This is a genomic window from Dialister succinatiphilus, from assembly GCF_928721695.1.
Lineage (GTDB): Bacteria > Bacillota > Negativicutes > Veillonellales > Dialisteraceae > Dialister > Dialister succinatiphilus.
In genome coordinates, this window is record NZ_OV788641.1 from 490407 (window position 1) to 507093 (window position 16687).

The 16687-nt window shown below is 53.7% G+C and carries 13 protein-coding genes; 2 read left to right on the plus strand and 11 right to left on the minus strand.

Annotated features, from left to right (window positions below; translation table 11 throughout):
- Window positions 1-589 precede the first annotated feature (589 nt).
- The 4 genes from NW747_RS02265 to NW747_RS02280 all read right to left on the minus strand — a co-directional run bounded on the left by NW747_RS02265 (window position 590) and on the right by NW747_RS02280 (window position 3637).
- A complete protein-coding gene (locus tag NW747_RS02265; RefSeq protein ID WP_273187835.1) occupies window positions 590-1945 on the minus strand; it encodes a sodium-dependent transporter in 1356 nt (451 codons plus the stop codon).
- A 307-nt stretch (window positions 1946-2252) separates the two neighbouring features.
- Window positions 2253-3158 (minus strand): RluA family pseudouridine synthase, encoded by a 906-nt coding sequence (locus NW747_RS02270; RefSeq protein ID WP_273187836.1) that lies wholly within the window; start codon window positions 3156-3158, stop codon window positions 2253-2255.
- Between the two features lie 3 nt (window positions 3159-3161).
- Window positions 3162-3413, minus strand: a complete 252-nt coding sequence (locus tag NW747_RS02275) for a hypothetical protein (protein ID WP_273187837.1) — start codon at window positions 3411-3413, stop codon at window positions 3162-3164.
- A gap of 17 nt (window positions 3414-3430) precedes the next feature.
- A complete protein-coding gene (locus tag NW747_RS02280; protein WP_008859775.1) occupies window positions 3431-3637 on the minus strand; it encodes a hypothetical protein in 207 nt (68 codons plus the stop codon).
- A gap of 1282 nt (window positions 3638-4919) precedes the next feature.
- On the opposite strand from NW747_RS02280, the gene NW747_RS02285 reads away from it, so the two are divergent.
- On the plus strand, window positions 4920-5564 hold the full coding sequence (locus NW747_RS02285) for a hypothetical protein (RefSeq protein WP_273187838.1): 645 nt from the start codon (window positions 4920-4922) through the stop codon (window positions 5562-5564).
- A gap of 106 nt (window positions 5565-5670) precedes the next feature.
- Window positions 5671-6426 (plus strand): hypothetical protein, encoded by a 756-nt coding sequence (locus NW747_RS02290; RefSeq protein ID WP_273187839.1) that lies wholly within the window; start codon window positions 5671-5673, stop codon window positions 6424-6426.
- A gap of 901 nt (window positions 6427-7327) precedes the next feature.
- Here the strand turns inward: NW747_RS02290 and NW747_RS02295 are convergent.
- The 7 genes from NW747_RS02295 to NW747_RS02325 all read right to left on the minus strand — a co-directional run bounded on the left by NW747_RS02295 (window position 7328) and on the right by NW747_RS02325 (window position 16322).
- Entirely contained in the window at window positions 7328-8611 is a 1284-nt protein-coding gene (locus NW747_RS02295) for an adenylosuccinate synthase (RefSeq protein ID WP_008859771.1), read from the minus strand.
- An 846-nt stretch (window positions 8612-9457) separates the two neighbouring features.
- The gene (gene rplI, locus NW747_RS02300) at window positions 9458-9904 is read right to left on the minus strand and encodes a 50S ribosomal protein L9 (protein WP_273187840.1); all 447 of its coding nucleotides are present in this window, start codon (window positions 9902-9904) and stop codon (window positions 9458-9460) included.
- Complete coding sequence (locus NW747_RS02305; RefSeq protein ID WP_273187841.1) at window positions 9901-11892, minus strand: DHH family phosphoesterase; 1992 nt, start codon at window positions 11890-11892, stop codon at window positions 9901-9903. The genes rplI and NW747_RS02305 overlap by 4 nt, the downstream gene beginning before the upstream one ends.
- A gap of 555 nt (window positions 11893-12447) precedes the next feature.
- On the minus strand, window positions 12448-13404 hold the full coding sequence (locus tag NW747_RS02310) for a YybS family protein (RefSeq protein ID WP_273187842.1): 957 nt from the start codon (window positions 13402-13404) through the stop codon (window positions 12448-12450).
- Between the two features lie 359 nt (window positions 13405-13763).
- Complete coding sequence (locus NW747_RS02315) at window positions 13764-13967, minus strand: hypothetical protein (protein ID WP_273187843.1); 204 nt, start codon at window positions 13965-13967, stop codon at window positions 13764-13766.
- A gap of 112 nt (window positions 13968-14079) precedes the next feature.
- Complete coding sequence (locus NW747_RS02320) at window positions 14080-14970, minus strand: LysR family transcriptional regulator (protein WP_273187844.1); 891 nt, start codon at window positions 14968-14970, stop codon at window positions 14080-14082.
- A 17-nt stretch (window positions 14971-14987) separates the two neighbouring features.
- Entirely contained in the window at window positions 14988-16322 is a 1335-nt protein-coding gene (locus NW747_RS02325) for a GDSL-type esterase/lipase family protein (RefSeq protein ID WP_273187845.1), read from the minus strand.
- Window positions 16323-16687: the final 365 nt, after the last annotated feature.

Below are 16687 nucleotides of genomic sequence, written 5' to 3' on the forward strand. Positions count from 1 at the left end.
GGCAATAAAGCTCCGTGACGCTATCTGTTGATAAGTGACTCTACTTTAAGCACAGGTTGTTCTGTCCCCCGGATGGGGTGGCAAGGGAACACGATTCGTAAGGGAGCAAAGCGACCTGAGAATCGTGTGACACGCTTTCCCGTGGAGAAAGTCCGGCGCAGCCGGATAAGGGGGAGCCGCGTAGCGTCTAATTACCAGAATGCTTATCATGCCATATGACACTGAAAGTAAATCCCGTAACGCTGACTTTATAAGCATTGCCCTACGGGCAATCCACAACCCTCAGCCCGGTAGGGCTGTCGCCCCCCTGAGCGGAAGCGATGCACAGCGAACATGATTTGAAGGAGCGCCAGCGACGCACAAATCATAGTGAGTCGTTTCCCCTGTGGGGTGCAACCCTTCTACACAACCCGCGGCGGAGCCGCGCCCCTTTTTTTATTTGCGGCAGAGCCGCTACCACCACCCTTTGAACCCTCTGAACCATTTGAACCCAGGCGCCGAAGGCGCCTGAACCCTCTTACTTTCGAGAATACACCACAGCACCGCTATGACGCGAAAAAAGCGCCCCCGGGAGGACGCTTTTTGTATGTCACATAAGTCCGCGGATCAGAATGACCAGGATGAGGACGGGGAGGATGAACTGGAAATAGGGTTTCATCCAGCGGGGCATTTTCATGCCGCTGCCTTTATTGACTTCTTTGATGTAATTGTCAAAGCCCCAGCCGAAGCGGGTAACGCAGAAGAGGAGGTACACCAGGGCACCGCCGGGGAGGAGGAGATTGCTGACCAGGAAGTCTTCGCTGTCCAGCACGTCCCTTCCTCCGATGAAGTGCATGCCGGAGAGTACATTGTATCCCAGGACGCAGGGGATGGAGAAAAGGAAGACTATGACAAGATTCACCAGCACTGATTTCTTTCTTGTCCAGCCGAAATTATCCATGGCGCAGGCAATGAGGTTTTCAAATACCGCCGTCACCGTGGAGAAGCTGGCAAAGGTCATGAATACGAAGAAGAGGGTACCCCAGAGCCTGCCTGCGGTCATGTCGGTAAAGATTTTCGGCAGGGTAATGAAAATCAGGGAGGGGCCCTGGTCGGGATGCACATTATAGGCAAAGCAGGCCGGGAAAATGATGAGGCCTGAAAGGAGGGCCACGAAGGTGTCCAGGGCTGTAATGCGCACTGCTTCGCCGGTTAAGGTGAAGTCGTCGGTCATGTAGCTGCCGAAGATTTCCAGGGCGCCAATGCCCAGAGACAGGGTGAAGAAGGCCTGGTTCATAGCCGCTGCTGCCACGTTGCCAAGGCCCGCTTCCACGGCCCTGTCCCAGTCAGGAAGAAGGTAGAAGGCCAGGCCCGGCTCTCCGCCTTTCAGGAACAGGCTGTGAAGGGCCAGCACCACAATGAGGATAAGGAGGCAGGACATCATGACCTTCGTAATCCGTTCCACCCCGTTGTGAAGGCCCAGTCCGCACACCAGAAACCCCAGGAATACGGTGAGGGCCATGAAGATGCCCATTTCCCAGGGACTTCCCAGCATGGCGGTAAAGACCTGTGGGATCTCATCCTGGGACACGCTGCTGAAGGTGCCGGTGAGAAATTTCCAGAAATAGGCCACCATCCAGCCGGATACGGTGGTGTAGTACATCATGAGGAGGTAGCATCCAAGAACGCAGAACCAGCCATGCAGGTGCCAGAAGCTCCCCGGCTTTTCCAGACTCCTGTAGGCACCGACGGCGCTCTTCCTGCCGCCCCGGCCTACTGCCAGTTCCATGGTCATCACGGGGATGCCCATGAGAAGAAGGAAGCAGAGGTAAAAAAGGACAAATACGGCACCGCCGTATTCTCCGGTAATATAGGGGAATTTCCACACATTCCCTATGCCGATGGCACAGCCGGCACTGACCAGAAGGAAGCCCAGCCGGGATTTAAAACTGTCTCGATTTTCCATACGTCTCTCCTTATCATTTGATATGTATAACAGGTATTATACATCGGCCAGGGCCATGGCGCCAGCGGGACCGGACCTTTGGGCCACTGCGTGGCCCGGGTTCAAAGGGGTATGGTGGCGGCTCGCAGGCGGTGAGTTTTATAGCCGCTCTACGGCTGCCGCCAGCGGCATTCAAACTCCCCTCTGAACCAGCCCGCTCTGTGGGCGGAACCGGAGCCGTCAAGGGCGGCAGCCCGATGACGGCTTGAACCTGGGCGCCGAAAGGCGCCTGAACCCTTTTGCTTTCGAGAATACAGTAAGAACAGCCTTATATCTCCACTCCCTTAAAGTACTTCTCCACAAAAGGCACGCGGGAAAGGCGGATGGTCTTTCCGGAGAGGTAGGAAAGGGCCCCTCCTTCTTCCGCGAAATCAAAGGTGGTCTTATAGGAGCAGAGAAGCTGGCGCCTTTCTTTTTTGTCCCGGTTCCATTCCTTGGAGCCGTACTTGTCATCGCCCAGAAGGGGATGGCCGGCGTGGGCCATCTGGCAGCGTATCTGGTGGGTGCGTCCGGTAAGGAGATGACATTCCACCAGGGAAAGGCCCTGGCGGAAGGATTTCACTTCATATTCCGTCACCGCCGTTTTGGAGCCCTTCACCGGATGGTCCACCACGTAGACCCGGTTCTTTCTGGCATCCTTGAAAAGCTGGTCCTCCAGGCGCCCTTTGGGTGGCGTCATCCGCCCTTCTGCCACGCAGAGGTAGGATTTCCTGATTTTCCTTTCCCGGATCAGCCGGTCCAGCAAGTCCCTGTCCTCTAGGCTTTTTGCCAGAAGAAGGATGCCGCTGGTATTGAAATCAATGCGGTGCACCGGGAAGGCCGCCGTTTCTCCCCGTTCCGCCAGAAGACAGTTCACCCGGTCCAGCATGGTGTCCTTTGTTTTTCCTGTCACATCCAGGGAAAGAAGGCCTGCCGGCTTATTGACCGCCAGAATATGGTCATCTTCGTAGAGGATCTCCGGCGGCGGCAGCGGCCTTTTCTCCTCCAGTACAAAGGAGCGGAGCCTGTCTCCCTCCTGAAGCCGGTAGGAAGGCTCTTCCTTTTTCCCGTTCACTTTGATTTTTTTCGTGCGCAGGGCTTTCATAAAAAAAGACCGGCTCCAGCCCTTTCTTTCCATAAGAAAGGCGTCCAGCCTCTTCCCGGCTTCCCCGGCCCTGATGGTCCATTCTTCCATAGATTATCTCCTGTTACTGCCACTGGTCACGCCATGGGACCTGCCGTCCCTTTCCCGGATGCCCCGCAGGGTCAGTTCCCGGATGGCACGGTAAACCAGGCGGTCATGTTCGCCAGCTATGTCAAAGGCACCGCACATGGCCTGGGACAGGGATGTCATCAGCGGCCTGTACTGCTCCTTGTCTATAATAATTTCAATTCTTCCCTTGTCCTTTTCAATGACCTGGATTAAGGCATTCTGTTTTTCTTCCATCATTTCCCCCGGAAACCGATTTATCTTCCATCTTCCCTGTAGGACCTGGCCAGCACGGAAAGAAAAGCATCCACGTCCTGCACATGGTCTTCGGGAATCCCCTGCAGAGAGCAGAGAGCTGCCGTAAGCAGCGCCTTTGTTTCCTTCCTTGTTCCGTCGGAATGAAGGGTGAGTCCCTCTTCATCCATGGTGATGGCTATGGAAATCCGATTCTTCCAATTTTCCATGGTCTCCCTCCCTGCAAAGATTTATATTATATCACACTATTTATGCTACACGATAGAGAGAATAAAGGCAATACTTTTCAAGGCGGCTTCGCCTTTGGACACGCCCTTTCGGGCGTGAAGGTTGACGGGCCTCCGGCCCGAAGGTTCTTAAGGTTCTTAAGTTTGACGGAGCCTTCGGCCCCGAGGGTTGTGGTGGCGCCCTTCGGGCGCAGATTATAAAAAAGGGGCGCGGCTGGCGCCGCAGGTTGTGTAGAAGGGTTATGTCCCCACAGGGGAAACGACTCACTACATTTTGTGCGTCGCTCCGCTCCTTCACCCACTGCTGTCACTGACTCACTGGATTTTCAGGTCGCTGATGCTCCCTTACAAATCCAGTTCGCATAGTGCAAAATGTGTTCGCTGTGCATCGCTTTCGCTCAGGGGGCGACAGCGCCTGCGGCGCTGAAGGTGGCGGATTGCCCTTCGGGCGTGAAGGTTCTTAGGATTGACCGGCCTGAGGGCCGGAGGGTTCTTAAGTTTGACGGCCCTTCAGGCCGAGGGTTGTGGTGGCGGCTTCGCCGCAGTTTTATAGTGCCGCCTTTCAGGCGGCCCCTTCCACCGCTTCGCGGTCCCCCTCCCGCCCCGCTGGAAAGATGTTGGCGCCAGCTACCAAAGGGGGAAAACTTCCTCGAGTGTAGCGAGGTCGGCCCGTTTTCCCTCGGGCGAAGCCCGGTTGTTAGGTTTTATCATAAGAGGGCGCCTTCTATAAATTTAGAGGCGCCACCACAACCCTCGCGCCGTAGGCGCGTCAAACCTAAGAACCCTCGAGGCGATAGCCCCGTCAAACTTTAGAACCCTCAAGCCTGTCAGGGCTTGTCCGTAAGGCGGTTGTATGGTTTTCGCTGCCCCAGGCAGCGGTATATAAAACTCCCCTCTGAACCAGCCCGCTCTGTGGGCTGAACCCATCGTTCGGTGCGCAGCACACGAACGATAGAACCCGGGCGCCGAAAGGCACCTGAACCCACAGCGGGGCCCAGCGCACCCGCTCACCAGTTCACTCATATAGATATTACATATGTATCATGAAATTCTCCTATTTTTATTATATCTTCTCGGAAGCTATACTACAGACAGGAAAAATTTCTCCTCTTATCCTCCGGTGAAATGCGGAATTTAGCTGGTAAAATGCAAAATATAATCTTTAGGCTATCATAGATATTTTTATTAGATTTATTCTATGCGTTTTCCTTATAATAAAATCAGAACATGGCATACAGTTTTTGGGCAGTATGGGAGGTTTGCTATGAATAACAAAGAGTACATGGAATACGAAGGATACCGGGTCATTGAAGCGGCGCTTCTTTCCTATACTTCCCCTGCCGGCAGTCTGCTGTCTGCCGCCCCCGGGAACCATGGCCTGGTTTGGGACTACATTCTCTTTCGCCTCTACCTGGCTGAAAAGGCTATCCGCCGTTTCCCCAGCGGCTTCGGCTGCATGGATGAAATGGCCAGCGGCCTTCGGGAAGGGCTGTCCCACCTTCCCCTTACTCTTCGCACGTTGTCTCTTTTGAAGAATCTGGAAGGGTCTTCCCTGATTCTGGGCATAGGGTCCCTGCCGGATGAAGGAAAGGTGAAGCAGCGGTTTCATGAATTTCATGAGCTGGAAAGAGCCTGCAGCGGTTCTATGGAAAAAATGGTGGCTTCCCTGGCTTCCCTTTCCGGATGCCGGGCCGATGGGAAACTGATTTCCTACCTTTCTGCTGAAACGAAGGCTTTCCTTTCCCACCTGTCCGTGAAACTTTCCTCCCTTACGCCCTGCCGCATCTGCCAGGGGGCCAGAAAATTCACTCCTTCCCTTCCTGCTTTTGCAGAAGAAGCGGGGGAAGATTCCCCTCTTTTTGCCCTGCTCACCGGCCTGGCCCTGAGCTGTCTGGTGATGCTCCTGTAAATCCACTATCCAAAACGAAACGCCTGGAGTACAATGAAAACATAGGAAAATAAAGAAGCATGGATTCTGAAGGATCCATGCTTCTCTGATAGAAAGGGAGGTCTCTTTGATGGATATGACGGAATACCTGGAAAATATGGGCATCACCATATGCCAGCGGGCCTTCTTTTCCTACATGGCCAAGCCCCAGGGAAGCTACGGGCTCCATATGATTTTCCGTCTGTTCCTGAAAAAGAAAAGGATCATCATGCTGGAACGGGACCGGGCAGGCTGGTGCCGCTTCCTTGCCGATTACGCAGTGCTTCGCCTCTATATCGCCCGTTTCGTGCTGAAGGACTTTGCCCGGGACTACCCGCCCCTTTTGAGCATATACGCCGGTTTCGACAGGGTGGAGAAAAATTTCCCGGAATTTCTGAAAAAAGAAGCGGACCCCGGAAGGGGCGTAGGCGACATATCCCTCCTGCCGGACAATCTTCCCTTCCTTTATTCCGAAGAAAAAATCAAAGCCTGCCACGAGCTCTTTGACCATATGGCGGCCAAGGCGGAAAGGAAGCTGGACAATCCCGATGAAATTTTAAAGAGCCTCATCACCGAAAGCCTTTCCTATCTCTGTACCCGGGACAAGGCGCCGCTGTACACGCCGGTATTCTGGTTCTTCTCCAAGGAAACCCTGGCCTATGCCCAGTACCTGTCAGAACTTTATAAAGGTCTCATTCCGGAAAGCCATTATGAAAATCTCCATGCCCGCCCCTACCAGGAAGTGGAGCGGGAGGAGGATACCTTCTACACCGACTACCGCCTGCCGGCGTATATCCTCTTCTTCCTGGCAGGGCTTATTTTCCTGGTACTGGCCAAGGCGTGAGAGGGCCGCGCCTGTTGGGCGCGAAGGGGCACGGCTCCGCCGTGGGTTGTGTAGAAAGGTTGTGGAAAAAGGTTCTTAAGTTTGATGGGCCCTGTGGGCCCAAGGGTTGTGGTATCGCCCATGGGGGCCACTGGGTGGCCCGGGTTCAGAGGGTTCAAAGGGTTCAAAGGGTGGTGGTATCGCCCTTCGGGCGCAGATTTTAAAGAAAAGAGAGGCGGCTTCGCCGCGGGTTGTGTAGAAGGGTTGTGTCCCCACAGGGGAAACGACTCACTACATTTTGTGCGTCACTCCGCTCCTTCAAAATGTGTTCGCTGTGCATCGCTTTCGCTCAGGGAGCGACAGCGGCTTCGCCGCTGAGGAGAGTGGATTGCCCTTCGGGCAATGCTTATAAAGTCAGCGTTACGGGATTTGCTTTTCTATATCATACGTTATGATAGGAATTCTGCTGACTGGCTCGCTGCGCTCGCCACCCCCTATCCGGGCTGCGCCGGGCCTCCCCCTGTTCAGGGGGCAGAATAACCTGTGCTTAAAGTAGAGTCACTTATCAAAAGATAGCGTCACGGAGCTTTATTGTTCCCCCTGTTGCAGGCGGTATAGGCATATATATGATGGCGCCGAAGGCGCCGTACCTCCCCAGTGGAACGGTACTTCATACCTCCCGAGGGCGGAGCCCTCAACCCGTCCGGGAGGCGTCAGCCGGTCCCGGACAGAACCCTGGCAGCCCAGGGCCAAAGGCCCGGCGGCTGGCTCAACCCTCACGCCCGTAAGGGCGTGTCAACCTTCGGGAATACTGGAAAGCACCGCACCGAAGGCGCCTGAACCCTCTTACTTTCGGGAATACAGCCCGCCCTCCATTTTGACACTAAAAAACGCCCCTTTCGGAGCGTTTTTTTAGTGGATATCAGAATACATCCTTAATCACGATGGTCTGTTCACGGCTGGGGCCTACGGACACGATGCCGATGGGCACGCCGATGAGTTTGGAAATACCTTCCAGGTATTCCTTGCAGAGAGCCGGGAGTTCGTCGTAGCTGCGGATGTCGGAAATCTTCTGTTTCCAGCCCTTGAAGGTCTTGTATACAGGAGTAATCTTTTCCAGGAAGTTCAGGTCAGCCGGATATTCTTCCACTTCTTTGCCTTCGTATTCATAGCCTGTGCAGACTTTGATTTCTTCCATATCGTCCAGAATGTCCAGTCTGGTAATGGCCAGGTAGTCGAAGGAGTTCAGGGCAGCAGCGTAACGGACAGCGCGGGTGTCCAGCCAGCCTACACGGCGGGGACGGCCGGTAACGGTGCCGAATTCGTGAGCCGTATTTCTGATGTAGTCTCCGGTCTCATCCAGAAGTTCCGTGGGGAACGGGCCCTGGCCTACGCGGGTGCTGTAGGCTTTGACTACGCCGAAAATGTTCTGCATCATATGAGGTCCGATGCCGGCGCCGATGCAGGCACCGCCGGCGGTAGGATGGGAAGAGGTAACGAAGGGATAGGTGCCGTTGTCGCAGTCCAGCATGGAAGCCTGGGCGCCTTCAAAGAGTACGTTCTTGCCTTCCTTCACCAGGGTCTGCACGGTGTAGTTCGTATCCTTTACATAGGGACGGAGCTTTTCCGCATAGCCCAGGTAATCGTCCAGCATGGTTTCATAATCAAAGCCTTCCATGCCGTAGAGCTTTTCCAGCAGCATATTCTTCTGGGCCACATTGTATTTCAGCTTTTCTGCAAAGGTTTCCTTGTCCATAAGGTCGCACATGCGGATGCCGATGCGGTTGATCTTATCTGCATAGCAGGGTCCGATGCCGTTCTTGGTGGTGCCGATCTTGCGGCTTCCCTTCCTTGCTTCTTCCGCTTCATCGAGACGGATATGGTAGGGGAAAACCACCTGGGCACGGGTAGAAATCTGGAGATGGCGGGCATCGATTCCCTGGTCTTCCAGCCGTTTCATTTCTTCCAGAAGGCTCTTGGGATCCACCACCACGCCGGTGCCGATAATGCAGATGGTGCCGGGATACATGATACCGCTTGGCATGAGGCGGAGCGGATATGCCTTGCCGCCGGTGACTACTGTGTGGCCTGCGTTGTTCCCGCCCTGGGAACGAACCACCACGTCTGCCTTTGCGGCCAGATAATCTACAATCTTGCCTTTGCCTTCATCGCCCCACTGGGCACCAATTACCATTGCTGTTGCCATTATTCATTCTTCCTTCCTGAATCGGAATTCCCATCCCAGGTGATGGGAAAATTTACATGTACGGTTTTTTCGCACAATTACGCCTATATTATACCATCTCCATGGAAATGGGGCAAAGTGATGGGCTGCCGGTTTCAAAAGGTTCAGAGGGTTCGTAGGGTTGCGGATTGCCCTTCGAGCGTGAAGGTTCTTAAGATGGACCGGCCCTATGGGCCGGAGGGTTCTTAGGTTTGACGGCCCTTCGGGCCGAGGGTTGTGGTGGCGGCTTCGCCGCAGATTATAAAAAAGGGGCGCGGCTAGCGCCTTTGGACACATCTTCGGTGTGAGGGTTCAGAGGGTTCAGAGGGTTCAGAAGGTTCAAAGGGTTCAAAGAGTGGCGGTATCGCCCTTTCGGGCGATGAGTATGAAGTCAGCGTTACGGATTTACCTTTCTGTGTCATATGACATGATAAGCACTACGATAATGAGCCACCTTCGGTGGCTTCCCCCCTTTGGTGCCTTACGGCACCACCTTCCCCCCGCTGAGCGGTGGGACTATAAAGATATGAAAGGCAGTCTTCTCATAGTCGATTCTACTGTGCTCCTGTATAGGTGGCGCCAACCACCAAAAAAGGGGGGATGCATTTCCTCGCCCGCAGGGCGGTTGTAAAGGTTTTATACAAACCGGCGCCTTCTATAAATTTAGAGGCGCCCACAACAACCCTCAGCGGCAGAGCCGCTGTCAAACTTAAGAACCCTCGGGGCGATAGCCCCGTCAAACTTTAGAACCCTCAAGCCCCATAGGGGGCTTGTCCATAAAGCGCCGCCAGTGACGCAAAAAACTCCACCGCCAGGGTGGAGTTTTTCTTATTCTGCTACAACTGATACGTGGACGGTGCTGGTCACCTGCTGGTGTACCCATACTTCCACATCATATTCGCCCAGGGTCTTGATGGGGTTCTTCAGGCGGATATTTTTCTTTTCCAGCTTGAACTTATACTGCTTTTCCAGAGCTTCGCTGATGTCCTTGCCGGTGACGGAGCCGAAAATTCTTCCGTCCTCACCGCACTGGACCTTGATGACCACTTTCACTTTTTTCAGCTGGGCTGCCATGATGACTGCCTCATCGGCGGCTACCTGGTCCTTGAATACCTTGGATTCCTGACGCTGGGCAGCGGTATTGAGGTTGGCTTTGGTCCCTTCTACGCCCAGGCCTTTACGGATGAGCACGTTGCGGCCGTAGCCGTCGGAGACTTCTACTACGTCTCCTTTTTTACCCATTTTTTTGACATCCTGTAAGAGTACGACTTTCATTCTTTTTCCTCCTTTATTTGTTTGCGGACCTGTGCAATAATCACTTTCTCCGCACTTTCTTTATTTCCCTCTTTCCCCAGTTGGGCGCCGGCAACGGTCAGGTGACCGCCGCCGCCCAGGGCTTCCATGACAACCTGTACATTGACAGAGCCGTCGGAGCGGGCGGAAAGACAGAGTCCCTTATCGGTATGGTAAAACAGGAAGCTGGCCCGGATTTCCTTGATGGTAACCAGGTAGTCTGCCACCTGGCCTGCCAGAATCTGGGCTTCTTCCACATGATCCGGGCAGGAGGCAATGGCAATGGTGCCGTCTACGAGCTGCATGCCTGCCAGGATTTCTGCCTTGCACTTAATGCTGCTGATATCTTCTTCAAAGAGGCGGTGTACCAGCTTCGTGTCAGCGCCGCAGCGGCGCAGGAAGCTGGCTGCGTCGAAGGTACGGACGCTGGTCTGTACGGCGAAGTTCTTGGTATCCACCACAATGCCTGCATAAAGGCAGGACGCTTCCAGTTCATTCATTTCCTCTTCGCCGCCGTAGTACTGCACCAGTTCGCTCACCAGTTCAGAAGCTGACGAAGCAGAAGGTTCCATATAGGTGAGAAGGGTGCCTGTAATCATGGAGCTGGCTCTCCGGTGGTGATCGATGACCACCTTTTTCTTGGCCTTTTTCAGCACTTCCGGCGCTGCAGCCAATTCCGGCACATGGGTATCCACCACGATGACCACTGTTTTGTCTGTCACCATGCCTTTGGCCTGACTTTCGTCGATAAGGAGCCCTTCCGCCACGCCGCTTCCCTCGATGGCTTCCACCATTTTGCGGCAGGTATCCCTTTCTTTCGAAAGGACGATATGGGTTTCCTTATGGGAAGACCGGGCCAGATGGGAAACGCCCACGGCGGCGCCCAGGGCGTCGAAGTCTTCGTGGGCATGGCCCATGATGAGCACCATATCGGCGCCGTCGATGATTTCCTTCAGCGCCTGGGCCACCACCCTCACCCTGACACGGGTGGAGCTGACAGCCGTAGGCGACTTGCCACCAAAGGCCCTGACATCCTTGCCGATGCGGACAATGGCCTGGTCCCCGCCCCGGCCCAGAGCCAGATCCAGCGATACCTGGGCTTCCTCGAACTGCCTTGCAAAGCTGTCTTCGCTCTGCACCACGCCGATGGACAGGGTGACAGGGATGCGGTTCACCGTATGGATTTCCCGGACCCTGTCGAGGATATCAAAATTTTCCTCCATCATGTCTGCCAGAGCCTTCTGGGAAATACAGGTCACAAAGTCGGTGGTGGAGTACTGTTTGATAAATCCGTCACGACTGGAGAAATAGGAAAGCACCCTTTCCGTCACATCGGAGAGAAGGGCCGACTTTTCCATATCCGTCATATCCGCCGTCACTTCCGACACGTTATCAATGCGGATAATGCCGAATACCGGCCGGGCTTCGGTACATTCCTTTACCGCCACTTCCACATCGGTGCGGTCCATGAAATAGAAAACCATGAAAGGCGACTGGGTGCCGCCGCCGATATCCACGTCGATAAACTTGTGAAATACCCGGAAGAACGTTCCCCCTGCATGGCAGTCAAACCAGCCGGTTTTGCCCCATATTTTGGAAATCTTCTGTCCAGTCACCAGGTTCTGGAAGCGCACCCCTTCCTGGGCATCCTTCCCTATCCAGTTCTTAAATACATTATTGGCCCACACAAGCTCTTTTTTTTCATCCATCATGGCAATGCCCACAGGCAGGTTCTTCACGGCATACACCGTGCCTGCCGATACGCCGGCGGACAAATCGTCCAGATACCGGGACAGTTTTTTCTCCTGATAGAAATCGCAGCGCTTGATATACACGATGCAGCCTGCAATGATGATGAAAAGAAGAAGTCCCAGCTGCCAGTTCTGGGTAGAGAGCATAACCACTGCAATCAGCAGCAGCACCAGCATAATACGGGATGTCTTTTTATACACCCAGATATCATTCAGCATTTTCTTCTTGTAACCTCGATTTCTGAAAACCGGTTCTATGGCGCCGGCTTTTGCCGGCCTACTCTAATCCTACTCGAAATAAGAGATGAATGCAAATGTATGTGTATGGACGCACCTTCGATGGGAGGGTTCATTGGACACACCTTCGGTGTGAAGGTTCAAAAGGTTCAGAGGGTTCAGAGGGTTCAAAGGGTAGTGGTAGCGGCTCCGCCGCAGATTACAAAAAAGGGCGCCACTGGCGCAGCTGGATAGAGGGTATATCTGCCGCAGGCAGATCATTCAGCAGACTGTTTACCAAGCCATACGATACAGAAAGCCAATCCCGTAACGCTGACTTTATAAGCATTGCCGCAGAGCGGCAATCCACCACCCTCGGCCCGAAGGGCCGTCAAACTTGCGAACCCTCCGGCCGCAGGCCGGTCCATCTTAAGAACCCTCACACCGAAGGTGTGTCCAAAGGCGTCAGCCGCCACCGCCACCCTCTGAACCCTTTGAACCTTCTGAACCTTTTGAACCCGGGCCACAGAGTGGCCCATACAGACGCCGCCCATGTCTCTACTGGTAATTCCGCTTCTTTCTGTAACTGGCAGCCATGTCCGCAATGCCCAGGAACACCGCAAACATCTGGATGACACCAATGAAAGCAGAAAGGATCATAATGAACAGCCGGAGCGGTTTCATGAAGGGATAGCGGTGAGGCATCCACCAGAGTACCGACAGCCCCTGGAGCCAGAAAATGGAAACGCAGAGGGTGCCCAGATTGTAGGCCACATAGGACACCTGCTCCTGATCCTTGAAGAAATACTGGGCTGCCAGCACCAGAAGGTAAAGGCCCAGGGTGGCCTTTGGAAATTCCCACCGTTCAAAAGGAGGAAGATGGGGAATATCGGTAATGCCCATTTTCTTAAACACATGAGACCCCAGAGCCATGGAAGCCCAGGAGTAGAAAAAAGAAACAGCCACCAGCGTATAGGGCACCGATTTTTCCATGGCATCCATGAGGAACTCCACCTTTTCCTTCGCCTGGTCCAGAGCCTCGCCGCTGTAGAAGGAAGGCAGCGTTTCCAGCATGCTGTCCCTGATCTGGGAAAGGCCTTCGCTGCCGAAAATCAGGCTGGGAAGCCCCAGAAGATAGAGGGTGGCAATACCTTCTGCCACCAGAGCCAGAAGAACCACCACGGCGCCCGCAATCAGCGTCTTGGCTGCCGACACTTTAAACCGGTAGCATATACCCATGGTGACTCCCAGAAGGCCGAAGATGGCGCACACAAAAGCGGCAGACACCACACCGAAAAAGGTGGAGTCCAGCACCAGCACGCCGGTGGTTACCACAATGGACCATTTCACGCCTTCCTTCATGCCCAGATAGGCAATAGGAAGGGGAATCAGAAGAAAAACTACCGTAGAAAGAAGGGGCATGTAAAACCCCAGAAGGGAAAGCACCACCACCAGTGCCGTACACATACCGGCCAGCACAATGGCGTGATTATCTCCGGAAATCCGATCGTTCATATAAAACTCCTTCATAAATATGATGATATAGATATTATATTTTACCACATTTAGATAAGTTCATGCAGAACCCCCAAGCCCCGGGCTTGGGGAGCCTCCTCTTCTCCTGAGGCAAAGGGGAGGGAAAAGCGGCAGGGCCTTAGAAAGGGATTCTCCATATGTCCCGTTCCCACTAAAAAAGACGCCGGAAAGGCGTCCTTTGACGATTCGACAGGCGTAGCGCAGGCCCCTCTTTTCCCCATGTCCCTTCTTTCGCAGCATAGCTGCCACGGATTGGATTTCTTCTGCCCTTTTCTTTCCATGCCCGCTCAGGGAATCCTGTAAAATCCCGATTCTTTCTCCGCCGCTGCCTTCTTCACTTATCTCTGGAAGTCTGTTTTGTCCTTTTCCTCCGCCCTCGCTGTATCGGCCGGTTTCTTCTTCTCTTTTCTTCCGATTTCCTCATCGGTATAGGAAATGGGAAGCAGCTGTGCTTCCTCAGCAGCGCAGGTAAAATGATGTTCGCTCCAGTCTCCCAGTCCAATGAGCAGCAGAACAAGGAGCAGTATGATTTTCGTTTTCATGTCATCTTCCTCTCCTTTCAGATGTCTTGTCATAAGGCTTTATGAAACAAGGAAGCCCAAAGGCAGCAGGCCGCCATCGGTGCCCATCTCTGTAATGACAGGCCCCCTACCATCATGATGATCTGTCCGTCAGCGCTTCCTTACAGAAACGGAGAAACGCCTTCACCGCCGGCGTGCGAGGTACATTCCTCTTCCAGGCAATGGCAGTCTGGATGCGGCGCTCCGGATATAAAGGAATAAACTTCAGTTTCTTCTCGTCGTACATAGGCACCGCACCTTCGGAAGACAGGGCACAGAAGCCTGATGCTTCCACGAAGAGTCCCGCATTGCCGCCCAGATTCTCTGTCACCGGGACGGTCATACTCTGGAACTGCTCCCCCAGCCAGCTGATGATTTCCTTTTTCAGCTTTTTTCTGCTGGGAAGAATCAGTGCCCGCCCGTGAAGATCAGAAGGCTTGATATGGTCTTTGGATGCGAGCACATCATCTGTCCGCAGGTAGACTCCCCACCGGGCATCCGGCCCCACAGGTATATAATCAAAGGCATCTGTATCAAAAGGGCAGACCAGAATGGCCGCATCAATCAGGCCATGATTCATCCGTTCATCAATTTCATCGGTAGTCCCGGTGAAATAGTTGAACCGGACAAAGGGATGCTGTTTTTGAAATGCGAAAATGAGAGAGGCAAAACGCTCCGTCACCATCAGCTCTCCGCCGCCCACCATGATGCAGCCTCTCAGCTTTTTTTCGCTGGAAGAAAGTTCTTCTTCCGTCTTTTCCATGAGTTCCATCATTTCCTCCGCCCTTCTCCGAAGAAGATGACCCTCCTCTGTCAGAACGAGCCGGCGGTTTCCCCTTTCGAAAAGGTGAACGCCCGTCTCTTCTTCCAGTTCTGCGATCTGCCTTGACAGGGTGGGCTGGGTGATGTGGAGACTTTGGGCGGCTTTGGTCATACTTCCCAGCCGGGCTGTCATCAGGAAATATTTCAATACACGAAATTCCATTTTCTATCCCTCTCCTTTTATGATGTACCCAGAGCCGGTCTGCCGTTTCTCCATGCTTCATTAATCACGGCCGCCATGTCCTGCTTGGCCCTCCAGTCCCCATGCAGGCCGTCTAATGCCAGAGACGGAGGCATGACCTCCATTCCCTCAAAGGGGGCTGCCGTATCTATATGCTTTCTGGTTCTGATAAAATCATTCACCCTGCGGAAAGAGGCCTGCCAGCCCTCAGCCGTAGGTTCCTGAAAGGCTCTGGCAATGGAGGCGGGATTGATGGGAGGCAGCGTGAGAAATACAGGAGTTATGCCGTGGGCATAGCTCATCATTTCCAGCGTTTCCAGGTCATGAATCACCTCTTCCGCCGGAACACCGGCGCGAAGGCTGTTGGTTCCTCCCATGATAAGCACTGTGCGCAGATGAAAGGGGACTACATCCTTTTCAAACCGTTCCACCATCATGGCACTGGTGTCGCCGCTTTGGGACAGATTCACCACTGGAAAAGACAGATAGGATTCATAGCTGTAGGCCCTGTCCGCCGGGCTGAAGGACAGGTGGCCTCCGCCATGGCTGATACTGTCGCCGAAGACTCCCACTGTCCAGCCATGTACATCCAGTGTCCTCTTCTGGGGAAGGCTCCAGATACCTACCGGATGGCCTTCCCGGTCCAGTCCCCGTACCCTCCAGTAATACGTTCCCTTCCTGGGTGCCGGGTCATAGAGATCAGTAAGCGTAGTGACCCCTGCATAGACACGATACCGGGAAGGGGCATATCCATCTTCATTTTCCGGATACCGGCTGGTCACTTCCACTTCGTAGGAGTCCGCTCCGGGAATGCCGATGTAGGAATATACGGGATACAGAAGGGCTCCTCCCTTCTCCCCCTCATCATAGGGGCGGGGAAGCGGCGCATAGCGATGGATGGGGACCAGGGAACCTTCCAGCCGGCGAGGCGCTGAAAAAGGCCCTGCCGGCTTCCCGTCCAAATCAAAGGGTCTCACCCTCCAGTACAGATGATCCTTTATCTCTGCCTTCAAGGGAAGCGCCGAAGAAGAAATCATAACGCCCGGCACATACACCTTCGGCACATGGTACACCACCTTTCCAGAAGGCTGCTCCCCATCCCAGGCCCCCTCTTCTTCTGCAATCTCCAGCTCATAACCGACGGCATCGACATTTTCATCCCAGGAAAGAAAATACATATCCCCTTCCTGGATTCCGGAATTTTCTTCCTGGTGATACACCGATGCATCTAGCTCCCGGGAATGTCCATAGTAAAAAGGAACTTTCTCTGCATTCATAACCAGTGGAAGAGCTGCCAGCAGTCCGGCAATCAAACAAATTCCCATCCTCTTCATAGCAGATTCCTCCTTTGCCTCTTTCTTCCTATACCATCCAGAGGGGACCCTTTCGTCCCTCTCATCCTTTCTGCCCATATTCTAATATAGAAAGATTCGAATATCCAATAGTTATAGGCAATGTTCTCCTATGCCTTGTAAGCATTGGATGCCCCCCCCTGTTTCTGATAAGAGCGTTCTGTTATCAGGCCATTGAATCCTTGGACCCAAAGGCCCGATGATCTTTGCCACAGGGCTTCGCCTCTCCATAAAATATTTCCCACTCCCTCTTCCCCCTTGTGCTATAATATGAGAAGCGACTATGGAACGGCTTTTTTTATTTTTTACATACATAATATTTACCATTATTTTTCTGCTTATTTCAA